The sequence below is a fragment of the Olleya namhaensis genome (genome assembly GCF_900114005.1).
Taxonomy (GTDB): domain Bacteria; phylum Bacteroidota; class Bacteroidia; order Flavobacteriales; family Flavobacteriaceae; genus Olleya; species Olleya namhaensis.
Genome location: NZ_FORM01000001.1, coordinates 469,126 through 486,656, shown reverse-complemented (window position 1 = coordinate 486,656; position 17,531 = coordinate 469,126). Strand labels below are relative to the sequence as shown.

Annotated in this window: 15 protein-coding genes; 4 read left to right on the top strand and 11 right to left on the bottom strand. The window is 32.3% G+C overall.

Annotated elements, in window-relative coordinates; genetic code table 11:
* Nucleotides 1-11: 11 nt before the first annotated feature.
* From BMZ09_RS02090 to BMZ09_RS02080, 3 genes are all read right to left on the bottom strand, one after another.
* Complete coding sequence (locus BMZ09_RS02090) at nucleotides 12-872, bottom strand: MBL fold metallo-hydrolase (protein ID WP_090837059.1); 861 nt, start codon at nucleotides 870-872, stop codon at nucleotides 12-14.
* Nucleotides 873-944: 72 nt separating this feature from the next.
* Nucleotides 945-3,131 carry a SulP family inorganic anion transporter gene (locus BMZ09_RS02085; protein WP_090837057.1) on the bottom strand — a complete coding sequence of 729 codons (2,187 nt, stop codon included), beginning with the start codon at nucleotides 3,129-3,131 and terminating at the stop codon, nucleotides 945-947.
* The gene (locus tag BMZ09_RS02080; protein ID WP_090837055.1) at nucleotides 3,128-3,976 is read right to left on the bottom strand and encodes a universal stress protein; all 849 of its coding nucleotides are present in this window, start codon (nucleotides 3,974-3,976) and stop codon (nucleotides 3,128-3,130) included. The genes BMZ09_RS02085 and BMZ09_RS02080 overlap by 4 nt, the downstream gene beginning before the upstream one ends.
* Nucleotides 3,977-4,144: 168 nt before the next feature.
* Here BMZ09_RS02080 and BMZ09_RS02075 point away from each other — a divergent pair, with 168 nt between their 5' ends.
* The gene (locus BMZ09_RS02075; protein ID WP_090837053.1) at nucleotides 4,145-5,989 is read left to right on the top strand and encodes a cation:proton antiporter; all 1,845 of its coding nucleotides are present in this window, start codon (nucleotides 4,145-4,147) and stop codon (nucleotides 5,987-5,989) included.
* 77 nt (nucleotides 5,990-6,066) lie between these two features.
* Here BMZ09_RS02075 and lepA read toward each other — a convergent pair whose 3' ends face one another.
* On the bottom strand, nucleotides 6,067-7,863 hold the full coding sequence (lepA, locus tag BMZ09_RS02070) for a translation elongation factor 4 (protein WP_090837051.1): 1,797 nt from the start codon (nucleotides 7,861-7,863) through the stop codon (nucleotides 6,067-6,069).
* 158 nt (nucleotides 7,864-8,021) lie between these two features.
* On the opposite strand from lepA, the gene BMZ09_RS02065 reads away from it, so the two are divergent.
* Together BMZ09_RS02065 and BMZ09_RS02060 are read left to right on the top strand one after the other, a co-directional pair.
* Nucleotides 8,022-10,424 carry a TonB-dependent receptor domain-containing protein gene (locus BMZ09_RS02065; RefSeq protein WP_090837050.1) on the top strand — a complete coding sequence of 801 codons (2,403 nt, stop codon included), beginning with the start codon at nucleotides 8,022-8,024 and terminating at the stop codon, nucleotides 10,422-10,424.
* A 268-nt stretch (nucleotides 10,425-10,692) separates the two neighbouring features.
* Nucleotides 10,693-11,091, top strand: a complete 399-nt coding sequence (locus BMZ09_RS02060; RefSeq protein WP_090837048.1) for a DUF4345 domain-containing protein — start codon at nucleotides 10,693-10,695, stop codon at nucleotides 11,089-11,091.
* Here the strand turns inward: BMZ09_RS02060 and BMZ09_RS02055 are convergent.
* From BMZ09_RS02055 to BMZ09_RS02035, 5 genes are all read right to left on the bottom strand, one after another.
* Nucleotides 11,062-11,280: a hypothetical protein gene (locus tag BMZ09_RS02055; RefSeq protein ID WP_090837046.1), complete on the bottom strand. Its 219-nt coding sequence runs from the start codon at nucleotides 11,278-11,280 to the stop codon at nucleotides 11,062-11,064. The two genes, BMZ09_RS02060 and BMZ09_RS02055, sit on opposite strands and share 30 nt — an antisense overlap.
* On the bottom strand, nucleotides 11,277-11,471 hold the full coding sequence (locus BMZ09_RS02050) for a hypothetical protein (RefSeq protein ID WP_090837043.1): 195 nt from the start codon (nucleotides 11,469-11,471) through the stop codon (nucleotides 11,277-11,279). The genes BMZ09_RS02055 and BMZ09_RS02050 overlap by 4 nt, the downstream gene beginning before the upstream one ends.
* A gap of 62 nt (nucleotides 11,472-11,533) precedes the next feature.
* Nucleotides 11,534-12,925, bottom strand: a complete 1,392-nt coding sequence (locus BMZ09_RS02045; protein ID WP_090837041.1) for a radical SAM protein — start codon at nucleotides 12,923-12,925, stop codon at nucleotides 11,534-11,536.
* A 138-nt stretch (nucleotides 12,926-13,063) separates the two neighbouring features.
* Nucleotides 13,064-13,813, bottom strand: coding sequence for a prolipoprotein diacylglyceryl transferase (locus BMZ09_RS02040; protein ID WP_090837039.1), 750 nt, complete (start codon nucleotides 13,811-13,813; stop codon nucleotides 13,064-13,066).
* Nucleotides 13,814-13,816: 3 nt separating this feature from the next.
* Complete coding sequence (locus BMZ09_RS02035; protein ID WP_090837038.1) at nucleotides 13,817-14,356, bottom strand: hypothetical protein; 540 nt, start codon at nucleotides 14,354-14,356, stop codon at nucleotides 13,817-13,819.
* A 274-nt stretch (nucleotides 14,357-14,630) separates the two neighbouring features.
* Between BMZ09_RS02035 and dusB the strand changes: the two genes are divergently transcribed.
* A complete protein-coding gene (dusB, locus tag BMZ09_RS02030; protein WP_090837036.1) occupies nucleotides 14,631-15,626 on the top strand; it encodes a tRNA dihydrouridine synthase DusB in 996 nt (331 codons plus the stop codon).
* A 242-nt stretch (nucleotides 15,627-15,868) separates the two neighbouring features.
* Here the strand turns inward: dusB and BMZ09_RS02025 are convergent, their stop codons facing one another.
* Entirely contained in the window at nucleotides 15,869-17,074 is a 1,206-nt protein-coding gene (locus BMZ09_RS02025; RefSeq protein ID WP_090837035.1) for an ABC transporter permease, read from the bottom strand.
* Nucleotides 17,075-17,470, bottom strand: a complete 396-nt coding sequence (rbfA, locus tag BMZ09_RS02020) for a 30S ribosome-binding factor RbfA (protein WP_090837032.1) — start codon at nucleotides 17,468-17,470, stop codon at nucleotides 17,075-17,077.
* Between the last annotated feature and the right edge of the window lie 61 nt (nucleotides 17,471-17,531).

Here is a 17,531-nt window from a genome sequence, read left to right as displayed (position 1 = left end):
TTTTTGAGTTGTTAATTAAAAATTTCGTTGCAAGTATAAGTGTCCTTTAATCGGACACCTTTATCGGTATGTTGCACAGTAATAATTTGATTGTGTGCGTCGTGTTCCAAAAATAAGTAATAATTGTTATCTGCTGCTAAATTGAGAAATTTTTCTTTCTCGTTTAGCGTTAAAAGCGGTCTGGTGTCATAACCCATAACAAAGGGTAATGGTAAATGCCCAGCAGTTGGTAATAAATCTGCCATAAAACAAATGGTTTTTCCATCGTAATTGATCATTGGAATCATTTGTTTGTCTGTATGTCCATTAGCATAAAAGATATCGAAACCGAGTGCTGAATTTTTTAAAATATCACCCTGCGGAATATCTGTAAATTTTAAACGCCCACTTTGTTCCATTGGAAGTATGTTTTCTTCTAAAAACGATGCGACTTCACGACGGTTAGGCTCTGTTGCCCATTTCCAGTGGTCTTTATTACTCCAGAAATGTGCGTTTTTAAAGGCTGATTCTAATTTTGTACGGTCTTTATTATAATTAAAAGCACCACCTGAATGGTCAAAATGAAGATGTGTTAAAAAGACATCTGTGACATCATTTGAAGAAAACCCTGCAGTATTTAAAGATTTTTCTAATGTGTCATCTCCATATAAATTATAATACCCGTAAAATTTATCACTTTGCTTGGTTCCCATACCTGTATCTATTAGTGTCAGACGGTTACCGTCCTCTATTAATAAACAGCGTGCTGCAATATCTATCATGTTATTGGCATCCGCTGGGTTGGTTCTGGTCCACAAAGATTTAGGGACAACACCAAACATGGCACCGCCATCTAATTTAAAATGACCTGCTTGTATTGGGTGTAACTTCATTATAAATTGAATTTTAAAAGACTCTGCAAATTACTAAATAACCAAGAGATGGTTTGTAATATTAAGGTTTTATTAAGAAATCACTTCTTTAAGTCGTTTACCGAAGTCATAAAGCGCTTTAATTTCTTTTATACTAGCCAGACGCTCACGTCCAAAAATTAGTAAATCTTTACCGTTAGACTCGATATGAAAATACGGATTACTTTCAAAAAAGTGAGTGATTTGATCTGTAAAAAAGCGTTGTATAGCTTCAGTATCTTCGCCTAATAAATAAAAACGATTAGAGAAATCTGTATGATTTTTAATAGGAATATCTTTAAATCCAGCAAAAGCATAGACTTTTTCTAAAAACCCTTCTTGGTCTAAAGTAAATTCGGGAATATCTTTATCTAATTTAATATGTAGCATGGTACTACGGACCACTTCTTTGGCAATAAATTCGCCTTCAGAAAACTCGATATCAAATAGATTTAAAGAGTTGTCTTTATTATGTATTTGGTTGTATATGTAGTTGATTTGCTTAGTTCTAAAAAACAAAAAATTATTTAAAAATAAGGTGTCACGTTCTTTTTTAGAATCGTAATTCAAATCAAAATCGGTAGTCAACTCTTCAATAGTTGTTTGTCGACGTGTTAAGCTATTTTTAATAAGTTTTGGTACTGGCAGTAAGCGACGCAGTGCAAAAGGATGTTCAGACTCAGTATCATGTAAATCTAATCCTAACACTTCAAAATGACCACCACGTTTGGTAAATAATTCTTGGTAATTATTTAGATTTTCCATTACCGTATGATCTACAAATTGACATAACGAGAAGTCTAAAATCACATCTTCGTTTTCTGGAATAGCATCTAGTTTTTCTTTTAACTTATAGAAGTTTAAAAAGCTACAAAAATGTTTAACACTAACGTAATAATGTGTGTCTTCCTGGAACATTAAAACATTTGGTTTTAGCCAGTTTTTAGCAAATAAAGTGACATTTTTGTTAATAACAATATGTATAATAAACGTAATAAACACCCCTGATAAAATACCTGAAATTAATCCAATTTTAAGCGTAACAATTAGTGTTACAAAAAAGATAATTAATTGCTCTTTACCAATTTTAAAAATCTTTCTAATATTTTCTGGAGAGGCTAATTTATAACCTGTGTAAACCAATATAGCCATCAAAGCGGGTAACGGTATACGTGTTAATTGCGTGCTAAATAGTACAATAAAGATTACTAAAAATAACGCATGAAAAAAGTTAGAAGACCTGTTACTACCGCCATTATTGACATTAACAGAGCTTCTTGCAATAACAGTTACCACATTAAGACCGCCTAAAAAACCACTTCCTACAGTTGCTAATCCTAATGCTTTTAAATCGCGATTAACATTACTTCTACGTTTTTCTGGATCTAATTTATCTACTGCTTTGATACTTAATAAAGACTCTATACTAGCAATAAGTGTTAGCGCTAATACACTTGTCCAAAAGGGTAAAGTCCCTATTTTACCAAAGTTAACAGTTGGAATTTGAGATACGATTTCTGAAAATTCTGGTATACCAGAGATCATGTATTTAAGGGCAATTGGGTTAGCTTCGTGCGCTACTAATTCAAAATAATAACTAAAACCAATAGATAGAATAACAATCCACATTGGTGCCGGAATAAGTTGTAGATATTTATTTCTGATTTTAGAATAAAATATCATTATTAAAAAACTGATTACACCAGCTAAAGCCGCATAAATTAAGCCTGTATTTTGGTAATGAATGGCATCGTTTATAGTAAACGGAATCTCAAAAAGGTAGTCAATAGTATCTTCGCGTTTTATCCTATGCGCTAGCATAATATGAAACTGTTTTCCTAAAATAATAAGACCAATAGCAGCCAACATCCCTTGTATTGCAGAGGATGGAAAGAAATCTGCTAATTTACCTAATCTTAAAAATCCTAAAACTAAGAGTAAGGCTCCAGAACAGATTATTGCCGCATAAGCACTTTCTAACCCTAAAGTAGCTATAGTCCCTAAAAGCACACCTACTAATCCATTTCCGGGACCAGCAATAGTAACATTACTACCTCCTAAAATAGAAACTACAACACCACCAATTACAGCCGCAATTACACCAGAAATTGGAGGCGCATCACTAGCCATAGCTAATCCTAAACCTAAAGGTAAAGCGATAAGACTGACCACAAAACCAGAAAAAATATTTTTAGGTAATGCTTTAAAAAAGGTCTTTATGTTATTCTGTTTTGGACTCATTGAATAATTAAGACGTCTGTTGGAAGTTCGGTTAAAATATGTTCTATATCGTGTGGGAATAAACGGTCCCAAAAGGTCATTTTTGTTGGTGCATTCATCACTAATAAATCCGCGCGTTTAATTTGTGCATAGTGACCAATGGAATATCCTTGAGTTCCAAAAATGGGTTGCGATTTTATTACAATATTGTTAGTATGTTCTTTTGGTAGCTCTTCAATAATATGGTTAATTCTTGAAGTTTCACGATTACTAATTCTTGCTTTTATAATGTTTGCATGTCTTAATGATTTGTCATCATCGACTTTAATATCAATTTGATTTTGCTTAATTTCTTCAACAATAGTAAGCTGTTCGGCATTTAATTTGGAAGCCACATAAAAAGCAGAAGCAATGGTCTGTTCTGTTCTAGGATCTTCCAACCCGTTAACTACAATATGGCGACATGGTAATCTTTCAATAGAAGGGTTTATCAACAATAACAAACTACATTTAGCTTGTCTCGTAATTTTTCTAGCAATAGAACCTACATAGTATTTTACAAAGTTTTCACGTTTGGCTGCACCAATAATTAGCAAGTCAAAGCTTTTTTCTTTAGCGGTACTTAATATTGCATCTACAGGGTTTCCTGATTTAAAAACCACTTCGTACTCAAGATTATCTTTATTGAAAGCGCTTAAAATAAGTTTTAATTTATTTAATTTTTCTTCAGATTGCTCACCAATATGAATCATCACCAATTTAGCCTCAAAATAAAGGGATAGTCTAGCAGCCTCATAAAGGTTAGCTTTTAGGTTGGGCGAGAACGCCACACCAATTCCGATTGTTTTAAAGGGTTTTAAAGGCACTTAGTTAGTTGTTTTTCTGAAAAGTTGAAAGATACTCTTTTTTTAAGTTTAAAAAAATGCTGAAACTAAAGACTTTATGTAAATAAACTAAGCTTTTTACGCTAAATTTGACCTAAAACATAGTTCAAAAATTAAAGAATTAGTATTTTCACAAAAAACGTAAACTAAATGTTAGAATTAGGAGGAATCATTATTTTAGGGATACTAGCACAATGGGTAGCATGGAAATTAAAAATACCCGCAATTTTACCTTTAATATTAATTGGGTTATTAGTTGGACCAATTGCTGCCGAATTTTTAAGTGAAGATGGCACCAAATGGATAGAACCAATTTGGAATGGAGAAGAAGGGTTGTTTCCTGGCGAAAGCTTGTTCTATTTTGTATCCTTGGCCATAAGTATCATTCTTTTTGAAGGTGGACTAACCTTAAAAATGAGCGAGATAAAAAATGTAGGACCAGTTATAACTAAGCTTATATCTTTAGGCTCTTTGGTTACCTTTTTTGGAGCTGGTGTAGCTGCACATTATATTTTTGGATTGACTTGGGAGATTTCATATTTATTTTCAGGACTAATAATTGTAACGGGACCAACTGTAATTACGCCTATTTTAAGAAATATACCTTTAAAAAAAGATATCTCTACCGTTTTAAAATGGGAAGGGATTTTAATTGATCCTATTGGTGCTTTAGTAGCAGTATTAGTGTTTGAATTTATTAGTGTAGATGCAGGAGGCGAGTTTACTAAAACAGCACTAATAGAGTTTGGTAAAATTGTATTATTTGGAGCCACTTTTGGTTTTACGTTTGCACATGCTATGAATTTTATTATCAATAAAAAATGGGTGCCACATTACTTATTAAATGTGTTTGCATTAGCAGCGGTATTAGGTGTGTTTGTGCTGTCTGACGCGTTTGCGCATGAGTCGGGATTACTTGCAGTAGTGGTTATGGGTATGGTTTTAGGTAACTCTAACTCGCCATATTTAAAAGACTTATTATACTTTAAAGAATCGTTGAGTGTCTTGTTAATTTCGATATTATTTATATTGCTTGCAGCAAATATTAACTATAGTGAATTACTATTAATTTATAATTGGGAAACTGTAGCCCTTTTTGCTGTAATTATCTTAATTGTTAGACCTGTAGGTGTCTTTTTAAGTACACATGGTTCTAAACTTAAATTTAACGAAAAACTGTTTATTAGTTGGGTTGGACCACGTGGTATTGTTGCTGCGGGTATTGCTTCTCTTTTTGGTTTAAAATTAGCAAGTAAAGGTATTACCGGCGCAGAATATATTACACCTTTAGTGTTTGTAATAGTTTTGGGAACAGTACTTTTAAATGCAACAACTGCGAGACTTTTTGCAAAATTAGTGGGTGTGTTTTTAACACAATCTAACGGTATTTTAATTGTTGGTGCTTCTAAAACATCAAGATTAATTGGACATTATTTAGAGTCTCATGGTAGACATGTTGTGTTGATTGATAGTAACCAAAACAATATAAACAAAGCAAAAGATCTAGGCTTAGATGCCTTAAATGCTAATATCTATTCTGAAACATTAACGGATAATATAGAGCTTAACGATGTGGGATATTTAATGGCACTTACTGGTAATAATGATATTAATAAGTATGCTATCACTAAGTTTTCTAAACAATTTGGAGAAAATGGGGCGTTTAGATTAGTATCTACTGAAGAAATGTTGGATGAAAACAATAATCCACATGAAGGTTTATTTTCTCATACTGATGATTTTACAACCTTATCTGAAGTAACTAGAAAGTTTCCAAGTATTCAAGAAATTGAAATTATTGATAAAGACCACTTGTTAGACTTAATAAACACAACCATAAAGGATAAGGATATTATTCCGCTTTTTATTAAAGATGAAGAAGGAGAACTACATATCATATCGTCTTACAATACTAATTTTGAAGACATAGAAGAGGGGAGTTATTTAGTGTATTTAGGTAAACCTTTAGATGTGGAAAAAGTGGATACGGTATAACTAAAAGTATAACGCATAAAAAAAACCTTCATTTATAAAATGAAGGTTTTTTTATATTAAAAATTATAATTATCTAATTAATCATTCAACTTTAAAACAGCCATAAATGCTTGCTGAGGTATCTCTACGTTACCTACTTGACGCATACGTTTTTTACCTTTTTTCTGCTTTTCTAATAATTTACGCTTACGCGAAATATCTCCACCATAACATTTTGCAGTTACATCTTTACGTAATGCTTTTACAGTTTCTCTAGCTATAATTTTTGCTCCAATAGCTGCTTGGATTGGAATATCAAATTGTTGACGTGGAATAAGTTCTTTTAATTTCTCACACATCTTTTTACCAATGTTATGTGCGTTATCTGCATGTATTAAGGCAGAAAGTGCATCTACTGGCTGCGCATTTAATAAGACGTCTAAACGTACTAATTTTGATGTTTTCATTCCTAAAGGATGGTAATCAAAAGAAGCATAACCTTTAGACACGGTTTTTAATCGGTCGTAAAAATCAAATACAATTTCGGCTAATGGCATTTCAAAAGTTAGCTCAACACGTTCTGGTGTTAAATAGTTTTGATTAACAATCATACCACGCTTTTCAATACACAAACTCATAACGTTACCAACAAAGTCTGATTTAGTAATTATGGTTGCTTTAATAAAAGGCTCTTCCACACGATTTACTGTTGACGGATCTGGTAAATCTGACGGGTTATTTACAATAAATGCTTTGTCTGGATGCTTATTTGTGTAGGCATTGTATGATACGTTAGGTACTGTAGTAATTACAGTCATATCAAACTCACGCTCTAAACGCTCTTGGATAATTTCCATGTGTAACATTCCTAAAAACCCACAACGGAATCCAAAACCTAACGCAGCAGAACTTTCTGGTGCAAAAACAAGAGAAGCATCGTTAAGTTGTAGCTTTTCCATACTGTTTCTAAGCTCTTCGTAATCCTCTGTGTCTACTGGATAAATACCAGCAAATACCATAGGTTTAACATCTTCAAAACCTTCTACAATATTAGTTGTTGGATTTACAAAATCAGTAATTGTATCTCCTACTTTTACTTCTTTAGCCGTTTTAATACCTGTAATTAAGTATCCTACATCTCCAGTTTTAACGCTTTGTTTTGCAACTTGTGTTAACTTTAGTGTTCCAACTTCGTCTGCATTATATTCTTTACCTGTAGCGACAAATTTAATTTTCTGTCCTTTTTTTATTTCACCATTAAAGACTCTAAAATAAGTTTCAATTCCTCTAAAGGTATTGTAAACCGAGTCAAATATTAATGCTTGTAATGGCGCGTCTGGATCTCCTTTTGGAGCTGGAATACGTTCTATAATTGCCTTTAATATGTCTTCTGCACCAAATCCAGTTTTTCCACTAGCATGAATCACTTCAGAAGGATCACATCCTAATAATTCGACAATATCATCAGTAACTTCTTCTGGGTTTGCACTTGGTAAATCTACTTTGTTAAGTACAGGAATAATTTCTAAATCATTCTCTAATGCTAGATATAAGTTAGATATTGTTTGTGCTTGTATACTTTGAGCAGCATCTACAATTAGTAAGGCACCTTCGCAAGCAGCAATAGATCTTGACACTTCATAAGAGAAATCTACGTGACCAGGAGTATCAATTAAGTTTAAAATATAGTCCTCACCTTCAAAGGTATAGTCCATTTGGATGGCATGCGACTTAATGGTAATACCACGTTCGCGCTCTAAATCCATACTGTCTAATAACTGAGCTTGTTGTTCTCTAGCAGTTACAGAACCTGTAGTATCTAATAAACGGTCAGCAAGTGTACTTTTTCCGTGGTCAATATGTGCAATTATGCAAAAGTTTCTAATGTTTTTCATAGTCAAATCACCTTATAAATCAAGGTTGTTGCAAATATAAAGTAATTATCGGGCTTTTTTTCTTTTTTCTTTGGAAACCAAATTTGACCAAATTTGTGGTTTTTACCACAACTGAAAGTGTTTAGTTATTATTATATTGCGCGCTTAACCTATTATAAATGAATCGCTTTAATTTTTTAATTGTCTTTTGTTTATCTGTAACTAGTTACGCTCAGGATTTAACCATTTCTGGGACAGTTGTAGATGATGCAAATCAACCCATCCCATATGCCAACGCTGTATTGTATACTTCTGACGAATCCAAAGTTATAAATGGATCAAGCACTAATGACGAAGGTCAATTTAGTATTGGTAATTTAGCCTTAGGAGAGTATGTTGTAAAGCTATCTTTTATAGGTTTTGAATCTGTTAGTACACCAATCTCTCTGACCAAAACAACCGATGTTGGAGTAATAATTTTAAAAATAGCTTCTGAAACCCTTGGTGAAGTAACCGTTAACTCCAAAAAACCAAAGTTTACTAAACAAGCGGATCGTATGATCTTTAATGTGGCCAACACAGCTTTAGTAGAGGGGTCAATGCTTGATGTTTTAAAAAGCACACCAGGCGTCTTGGTTTTGGATGATAATATTATGGTTAAAAATAGTAGCCCAACCGTTTATATTAATGATAGAAAAGTTAATTTATCAGCCTCAGAATTAGCAATGTTACTAGATGCTTCTTCGGCTAATTCCATTCAAAAAATAGAAGTTATTACAAGTCCATCTGCTATCTACGATGCCTCCAGTGGAATAGTTTTAAAAATTGTGATGACTAAAAATCTAATTATGGGTTATAGAGGGTCTGTTTTGGCTAAATATACACAAGGTGTTTACCCAAGGTATGATGGTGGTTTAAGTCAGTTTTATAAAACAAATAAAATAAACCTTAATCTTAATTATAGTTATAAACATAGTAAAGTAAATAGAAATAATCTTGATGAAATTAATTATCAAGAAAATAATATTGCAACAGAATTTTGGAGAACAGATTTAGATAGAAACACAACTACAAAGACGCATAATGCCAATTTAAATTTTGATTATTATATCAATGATAATAACACCTTAAGTTTGTCGTCTAATGTATTGTATTTACCTTTTTACAATTATAAAACTAAAGGAAATACGTTTGTAAAAGATTTACAAGGCGTAGACGACTATAACTTTAACTCGTTTAACTTTTCTGAAGATAAAAAACATAACATAGGTACTGATTTAGACTATAAACATAGTTTTAAAAACGGAGCCCAGTTTTTAGTAAATACCCATTATACGACTTATGATTATAATAGGGGACAAGCGGTTAATTCAGATTATTTTTTCCAGAATAGTGCTTCAAATTTCAGCACAGGTTTTAATACGGTTAATAATCAATCAACAGATATTTTTTCGGTTAAATTGGATTATCAATTACCAATTAATGACACGTCTAACTTAGCATTAGGTATAAAAACATCAAATATAAATACAGATAGTGATGTTGTACAATTTGATGTTGATCAATCTACAGGCAGTCAAACTATTAACAATGCTAATACAGATGTTTTTAATTATGACGAGTCTGTCTTTGCAGGTTATATTAATTATGATAAAAGTTGGGATAAATGGAGTGTTGTAGTTGGTTTACGACTAGAGCAAACCAATATTGATGGTTTTTCTCCGGTTAGTAATTTAAATACTGGTCAGGATTATTTGGATTGGTTTCCAACGTTTAATGTTACTTGGCAAGCTTTTGAAAAGGCAAACTTATATGTAGGATTTAATAAATATATAGAACGTCCGGATTATACAGATTTAAACCCATTTAATTTCTTTTTAAACGACAATATTATTGTTACTGGTAATCCTAATTTAAAACCATCAATAACTACCTATTCTACAATTGGGACGTCAATAAATGATAGTTTTACTATTGAAGCTTATTACAAGACTGTTTCTAATCAAATTAATGAGTTACCAATACAAGACAACGCTAATAATTTTTTAATATACTCTCAAAGCAATATTAAAAATGTTAGAGAATATGGACTAGATTTTTTAACAGACTTATATATCTCAAACAAGTATTCAGTTTTTTTTCTGACAAGCTTTTTTAACCACGATTTTGATATTAATTTTAATAATCAGAGCTATAATTTTAACCAATGGTCTAACTTCTCTCAAATAAGCAGTAGTTTTAATATGTTAAAAGATAATAGTTTAGCTGTAAACCTAACGGTTGCATATACAAGTAAGTTTTTACAAGGGACTATTTTAGGCGAATCTATTTTAAATTCTAACCTAAGTTTAAGTAAAAAAGTCCTAAATAATAAAGGAGTTGTTAGCTTAATGTTTGCAGATTTATTTAACCAACAAGACTTTGGCGCAAGATCCAAATTTGCAAACCAAAACAATTACAGTTATCATAATATAGATAACCGTTACTTTAAACTAGGCTTTAGTTATAAGTTTGGAAACACGACTTTGCAGACCAATGAGCGTACTAAATCACTAAAAGAGCGCGAGCGTCTAGGCATGTAAAATAGATTCTAACGTATTAATTTTATTGTATCAAAAACAGGTGATTACAAATCTTTTATTGTAGAAGTTTATTACGCCAAAGCATTTTGCATTAAGAAACGAAAACTAATAAGTTCCACGTTTTAAAATTAGGTTAGGTGTAATAAATACCCTATGCTTTTTAGACATGAATAGTTACTTGAAGTTTTTAGAAAAATTTATTAGAAATGGTAAAGCAAAAAGGTCAGTAAATAAAAAGAGCCTGTAGTGTTAGATACTTTAATTTTAGATGAAAATCACTAACCAAAACATAATAACAAAAATACACTTAATCATATCTGTATGTATTGTTGTTCCGGTTTCTTTTTTTTATGGTTTTAATCCAAGTTCAGAGTTTGATATTCATTTAGACACCATAGACGAGCATAATTTTTTTAAGGCCATTATGGGGCTGTATTTAGGGTTTTCTACACTATGGATTTTAGGTGTATTTAAAGTTAATTATCTTAAAATAGCATTAGTAACCAATATGATATTTATGCTGGGTTTAGGTTTTGGAAGAGTACTAAGTTTAACATTAGATGGTGTCCCAACCTTTGGTTATCAATTCGGGACTTTTGCAGAGCTATTTTTAGGGTTTTATGGATTGTGGGTATTGCTAAGCCATCATACTACCACAAATACCTAAACTAACAATTACATAAACAGCAGCTAGTATAAATAATACTTTAGCTGCTTTTTTGTTTTTTTTAAGTAACGCCAAACCAATAATAGCTAATAAAATAGCTGGTCCAAACATAATAGCAGCAAAAAATAAGACTATTCCGTCGTAATTTCCACCTCCTCCAGTAGCTTCTATTAAAAAAAATGTATTCATAAAATTCCGCAATAGCCTAAGCTAATTAATACATAAACAGCAGTTAAAATACCAATAACTTTAGCTGTTTTTCGCTTTTTGTGTCTTAAAGATAACGCAATAATTGTTGCAATTATTGGAACACCATAAAAGATAAAAAGCAGCAGTAATATAGTACTTCCGCTAATATTCAAAATCATTACTTGAAGCATATTTTATTTTTTATGATCAAAAATTGTAGTGGCATAACTCTATTTTTATTTGTACTTAGTAATTATAGCTCGTTTCTAAGTTGTTCTAAGCGTGCTTTTTTGTCATCACGATAAAATAAATTCATGGTTTCAAAAGGGATAATTTTATTGTCTTTATCTACAATATGCACACACGATTTTTTAATAGCTCTAACATCAAAGTTGTAAGCATCTATAAACTGCATAATAATCACTCTAAATAAGTTGTCATACCCTAATTCTGGAGCATCAATATTTGGTAAGCAACACATTATAGATTTTAGATTTTCTTCTGCAACCTCAACCGAGTTTCCTGTGCTAAATAACTCTACCATTTTACCTTGCAGTGCTTCATCTTGCTCGTAAATAATAGTGTTTTTGCTATTATCTAATAAATCGTTTGGATTAATATAACGCGTTAACGGAAACACTTCATCGCCTAGTTTAAGTGCGTAACCCATAACCAGAGCATCAGGATTACAAGGTACAGGAAGTAAATCGTCAGCATTAAAAATAGTGGTTTGTTCCATTATTTTTCGACGTACCTCAGTAATGGTCATCCGATCCGTTTCTGGATTAAAATTATCTAATCGACCAGCAATTTGAGTTGGTTGTAAGGTCACACCTCTAACACATTTTTGTTTTAAAGCGTAGTCAATAATTTTACCAATCTCGCCATCATTTAATCCCTTTTGTAGTGTGACCACTAAAGTTGTTGATAGGTTTAATTTGTTTAGGTTTTCAATAGCCTGTTTACGGATATCATTTAAATCGGCACCGCGAAGCTCGCGCAACACACTGTTTTCAAACGAATCAAATTGTAAATAAATTTCAAAGTCAGGAGCGTAGGTTTTTAGTCTTTCCGCGAAAGCGAAATCTTTAGCAATTTTAATCCCATTAGTATTCAACATTAAATGCCTAATCGGTAACGTTTTGGCATAGTCCATAATTTCCCAAAACTGGGGATGTATGGTTGGCTCTCCACCAGATATTTGTACCACATCAGGTTCCTTTTCATTTTTAACAATAGTGTCCAACATGGCCTTAACTTCGTCCAAAGTACGATGTCTGCCATAGGTTGGTGATGAGCCCGCATAGCACGTCGGACAAGTCAAATTACAGCGGTCCGTCACCTCAACAACCGTCAAACAACTGTGCTGCTCGTGGTCTGGACACAAACCACAATCGTAAGGACAACCGTAATCTGTTTTAGTGTTAAAAGTATAAGGTGTTTCGCTAGGCTTATTGTAGTTGCGTATGTTTTTATAATACTCAATATCATCAGCAATTAACACCTTGCTATTGCCATGTTCCTTGCAACGTTTTAACATGTAAACATTATCATCTTCAAAGACAATTTTAGCATCCACACGTTTTAAACACTCAGGACACAAGCTTAATGTAAAGTCGTAATAGGTATAATTTCTAACTGGCATTTTCTGTAATTTATGTTATTTTGGCGTTACCACAAGGGTCGCGCTATCCACTAAATCTTTTTTACTTGTTCTCGATACATTTTGCTCATGCTTCACAAAATACTCGAACTGACGTAAAAAAGGATACCGTTTCTATCGCTAACGCGGGTGTTTGGTAAGTAAAAGACTAGCAATAAATTTGCTGTAATACAACCAACAAATTACACATAATATTTGAATACTACTTAAACCAAAAGTATAAAACACATTAGGTTTTAAAAACTCGATACAAAACCTAAAGCCAAAATAACTGAGCATAAAAATCTTAAACAAATCTCCGTTTTTTAACTGTAATCTATTGTTTACAGTTTTTAAAGCTATAAATAAAAAGATTAAAAAAAACAACTCATATAAAGAGGTGGGATGTCGAAGTAAGCCATCACCTAAATCCATTCCAAAAGTAGAAGTAGTGACTTTGCCATAAGTAAACTCGTTAGTACCAGATAAGAAACATCCAATACGACCAATAAAAATTCCTAAAATTATAGGGAAGACAAATAAATCTCCAGACGAGTGCTTTTCGTTAATTATTTTCTTTGCCAATTCCACACCAAGTAAACCGCCAAATAAACCACCCATTATGGTTTTTGTGTTTAGTAATGTAATGGCATTATTTAATGTAAATTCAATTAAAGGATTTTCTAGAAACCCAACCAATCTTGAGCCAGCTAAAGCACCTAAAGTTGCACCTAGAATTATAGACAATCTATTGTTACTTGTAATAACATCTGTATTGCGTTTTCTTAAAAACACATAATATCTATACGCTATAAAAAAGGCGAGATATTCTAACACAAGATGTGTGTTTATGTTAATGCCAAAAAGCTCAGGATTGAAGGGGATTTGCAAAAGCTAATTGTTTTCTTTATTATGAAAAGAATTAATGATAATCATGGCGTCATTTATATACTTATCAAATAGATCTTTTTGCATCTGAAATATTATATATTTAATAGATTTATTGTTTTTTGTTGCATAAAAATACTCAACTTTTTTATAAACGTTCTTGTCAAAATTAGTTTCAAAAAGAGATTCTATTTTGTAAAGGAATTTTGAATCATTATTGATTTTAGTTATTTCGCTAGTTTTATTTTTTTGCCATTTATATGAAAACTCACTAAATTCAATTATTGTCTTTTCAACTTCATCAAGGTTTTCTAAATTAAGTTTACTATTGTTTAATGCAAGTCGGTTTAATTCATTTTCAGGATTTATTTTAAATTCTTTTGGGAAAAAGTCAACATGATTAAATTTCACATGTTTCATCCAAGTATTAGGGTAACTAACGATAAAATCTTTTGTTTTATATTTTTTTAATTGTGGACTAGTTTTTTGAGTTCCACAGCTTGAAATTAAAGCAACTAGTATAGCTAAATGTATAAATTTTTTCATTAAATAGTTTTTTAAGGTTTGAATTATTTTATCAGTAAAAAATAGTCTTATTACAGATTGGTTTATTATGATAAGTTCTGAAAAAAAAGATTATGTTACCCATTTTTTTGTAGTTTTTAGGGAAAAAATTCAAAATTTAAGATTTTCATTTACGAAGACTATTTATTTGCAACACAAAAGCTCAGGGTTGAAGGGTAGGTCCAAATAATGATAGATTATTAGTTAAATATACACAATTACCTAAAAAACACTAATTTTGCACCAAAATTGTATCGTGGTAAAAATAGGTAATATAGAACTTCCAGACTTCCCGTTGTTGTTAGCACCAATGGAAGATGTGTCAGATCCACCATTTAGAGCGTTGTGTAAAGAGCAAGGTGCAGATGTGGTGTATACAGAGTTTGTAAGTAGCGAAGGTTTAATACGTAACGCAGCAAAAAGCGTTATGAAATTAGATATTTACGAAAAAGAACGTCCTGTTGGTATCCAAATCTTTGGAGCTAATTTGGATAGTATGTTACAAACCATTGATATTGTAGCAGAGTCAAAACCAGATATTATTGATATTAATTTTGGATGTCCTGTTAAAAAAGTTGTTAGTAAAGGTGCAGGAGCAGGAATCTTAAAAGACATCTGTTTAATGGAGCAACTAACTGCAGAGATGGTTAAACGTACCAATATCCCTATAACTGTAAAAACACGTTTAGGTTGGGATCACGATTCTATTAGAATTGTTGAGGTAGCAGAACGACTTCAAGATGTAGGTTGTAAAGCTATAGCAATACATGGTCGTACCAGAGCGCAAATGTATAAAGGTGATGCGGATTGGAAACCAATTGCACAGGTAAAAAATAACCCACGTATGAACATTCCTGTGTTTGGAAATGGAGATGTTACTACACCAGAACGCGCGATGGAAATGCGTGACCAATATGGCTTAGATGGCTGTATGATTGGTCGTGCAACCATTGGTAATCCTTGGTTTTTTAAGCAAGTAAAACACTTTTTTGAAACCGGAGCGCATTACAGACCAATTACTATGCAGGAGCGTGTAGAAGCAGCTAGAAGACACTTACAAATGTCTATTGACTGGAAAGGAGAAATTCTTGGTGTTTTTGAAACCAGACGTCATTATACAAATTACTTTAAAGGTATTCCGCATTTTAAAGAACACCGCATGAAAATGGTGACTAGTGATGCATCTATAGATGTATTTGCTGCTTTTGATGAGGTTTTAGAAAAGTTTGGAGACTTTGAGTTTACTGAGTAGTAAAATCGAATTTTAAATCTTATTTATATATATTATAAAAGCACCTCTCTTTAGTAAAAGAGAGGTGCTTTTATTTGTAGTCTAAAGTGTTTGGTTTGTAAATTACAATGCATCTATTTAGTTAAGCAAAGCGCTAACTAAGCACAACAGTAAGCGCAAGAAGGATGAAGCAATGTGTCTGAGCTCCTCGAAGAGAGCGAGTTGCGCGAGCCTGTTTGCCTGCTAAGGCAACTTGGCCAAAATTAACTAGTCTTAACTAAGTTTTGTGTAATTCTAGAGGCTGCAATTTTTGAAGCAATTATCCCTAAAACAGAGATTGTAAGCATGACTATCACAAAGTTTTTAAAGTGAATAGCTACAGGATAAGGTAGGCTTGGTGTGATCATAATCAGGTTAAAGCTAGACTGTAATTGCACGATTATATAACCAATTACTAGTCCTAAAAATCCACCAACAATAGTCATTAAAATCCCTTGGTAAAAAAAGATGTTTCTAATGTCTTTTACTGTAGCACCGATGTTGTAAAGGGTGCTTAGGGTTTTCTTTTTATCCAAAATCATCATGACAATGGAGCCTATAACGTTAAATAAAGCAATAATTAATACTAAGGTAAAGATTAGATAGACCGCTAAATTCTCTGTGTTTAGCATTTTGTATATCGCGTCGTTAAGTTGGTCTTTGTTTTTGACAATAACGTTTTGACCAATTATAGTTTTAATTTTATCTTTTATAGCATCCTGGTCTGCATCTTCTGTTAATTTAAATTCTAAGCTGGTAATTTGATTAGGCTCGTAATTTAATAACTGACGTGCAGTGGCGATAGATGCAAAAATGTATTTATTGTTTAGCTCTTCGTTAATATCATAAATACCAACGTTAATGGTATTAACCTGATTTAAGGCTTGACTTTGCGAGCTTATTTGACCTTTTCCTGGTTTTGGTACGGATAGGGTAATGGTTTTTCCGTAATCGTTTACAAAAGCTGATAACCGATTGGATATTGCCCAACCAAGTACAATTTGTGGGGTGTCTTGATACAGCCACGTACCATAAGGAATTATGGAGTCTATGGCTGTTATTTTGTTGTAGTTTTCATCTACACCTTTGATGTAAGCGGGATGATTGTTTCCCTCTGAAGAGGCAATAACGCGTTCTTCTATTGTTCTAGAAAAGTTAACTACGCCATCAATAGCGTGTAGTTGTTTGTCTTGATTATCGTTTAAAGTAAAAGATTTACCTATGGTGGTTTCGACTTTTAAATCGGGATCGATAATGCTGGTAAATTCTAATGTAAAATCACGTAAACCAGCAAAACCCGACAATACAATAAACAATGATGCAGCACCTAAAACAATACCAACAATAGCAATTATTGTTATAAAGTTAATGGCATTATTACTGCTTTTACTGCGTATGTAGCGTTTTGCTATGTATAACGGAAAATTCAATTATCCTTTTTTACGATTATCTAATAAATCAGGATTTTGGATTGGGTTATCTTCCCCTTTAAGTGATTTTTCAATTTTATCAATATGCTCTAAACTGTCGTCCACATAAAACTCTAATACAGGCATTCTGCGTAGTTGGTTTTTTGTACGTTGTGCTAGCTCATGTCTGATCATTGGTTTGTTAGCTCTAATCCCTTCTAAAAGCACCTTTGCTTTGTTATTAGGGAATATGCTTAAATAAACCTTAGCATCTGTTAAATCTGCAGTTACTCTAACTTTAGATACAGATATAATTATACCGCGCATTCCACCTTGTGTAGCAGCTCCCTGAAGGATATCTACTAAGTCACGTTGTAAAACCGAAGCTATTTTTTTTTGTCTTTGACTTTCTTCCATGGTGCAAAAATAGTTGTTATTACAAGAATATATTACTTTTAAGGCATAATTAAGCAATTTT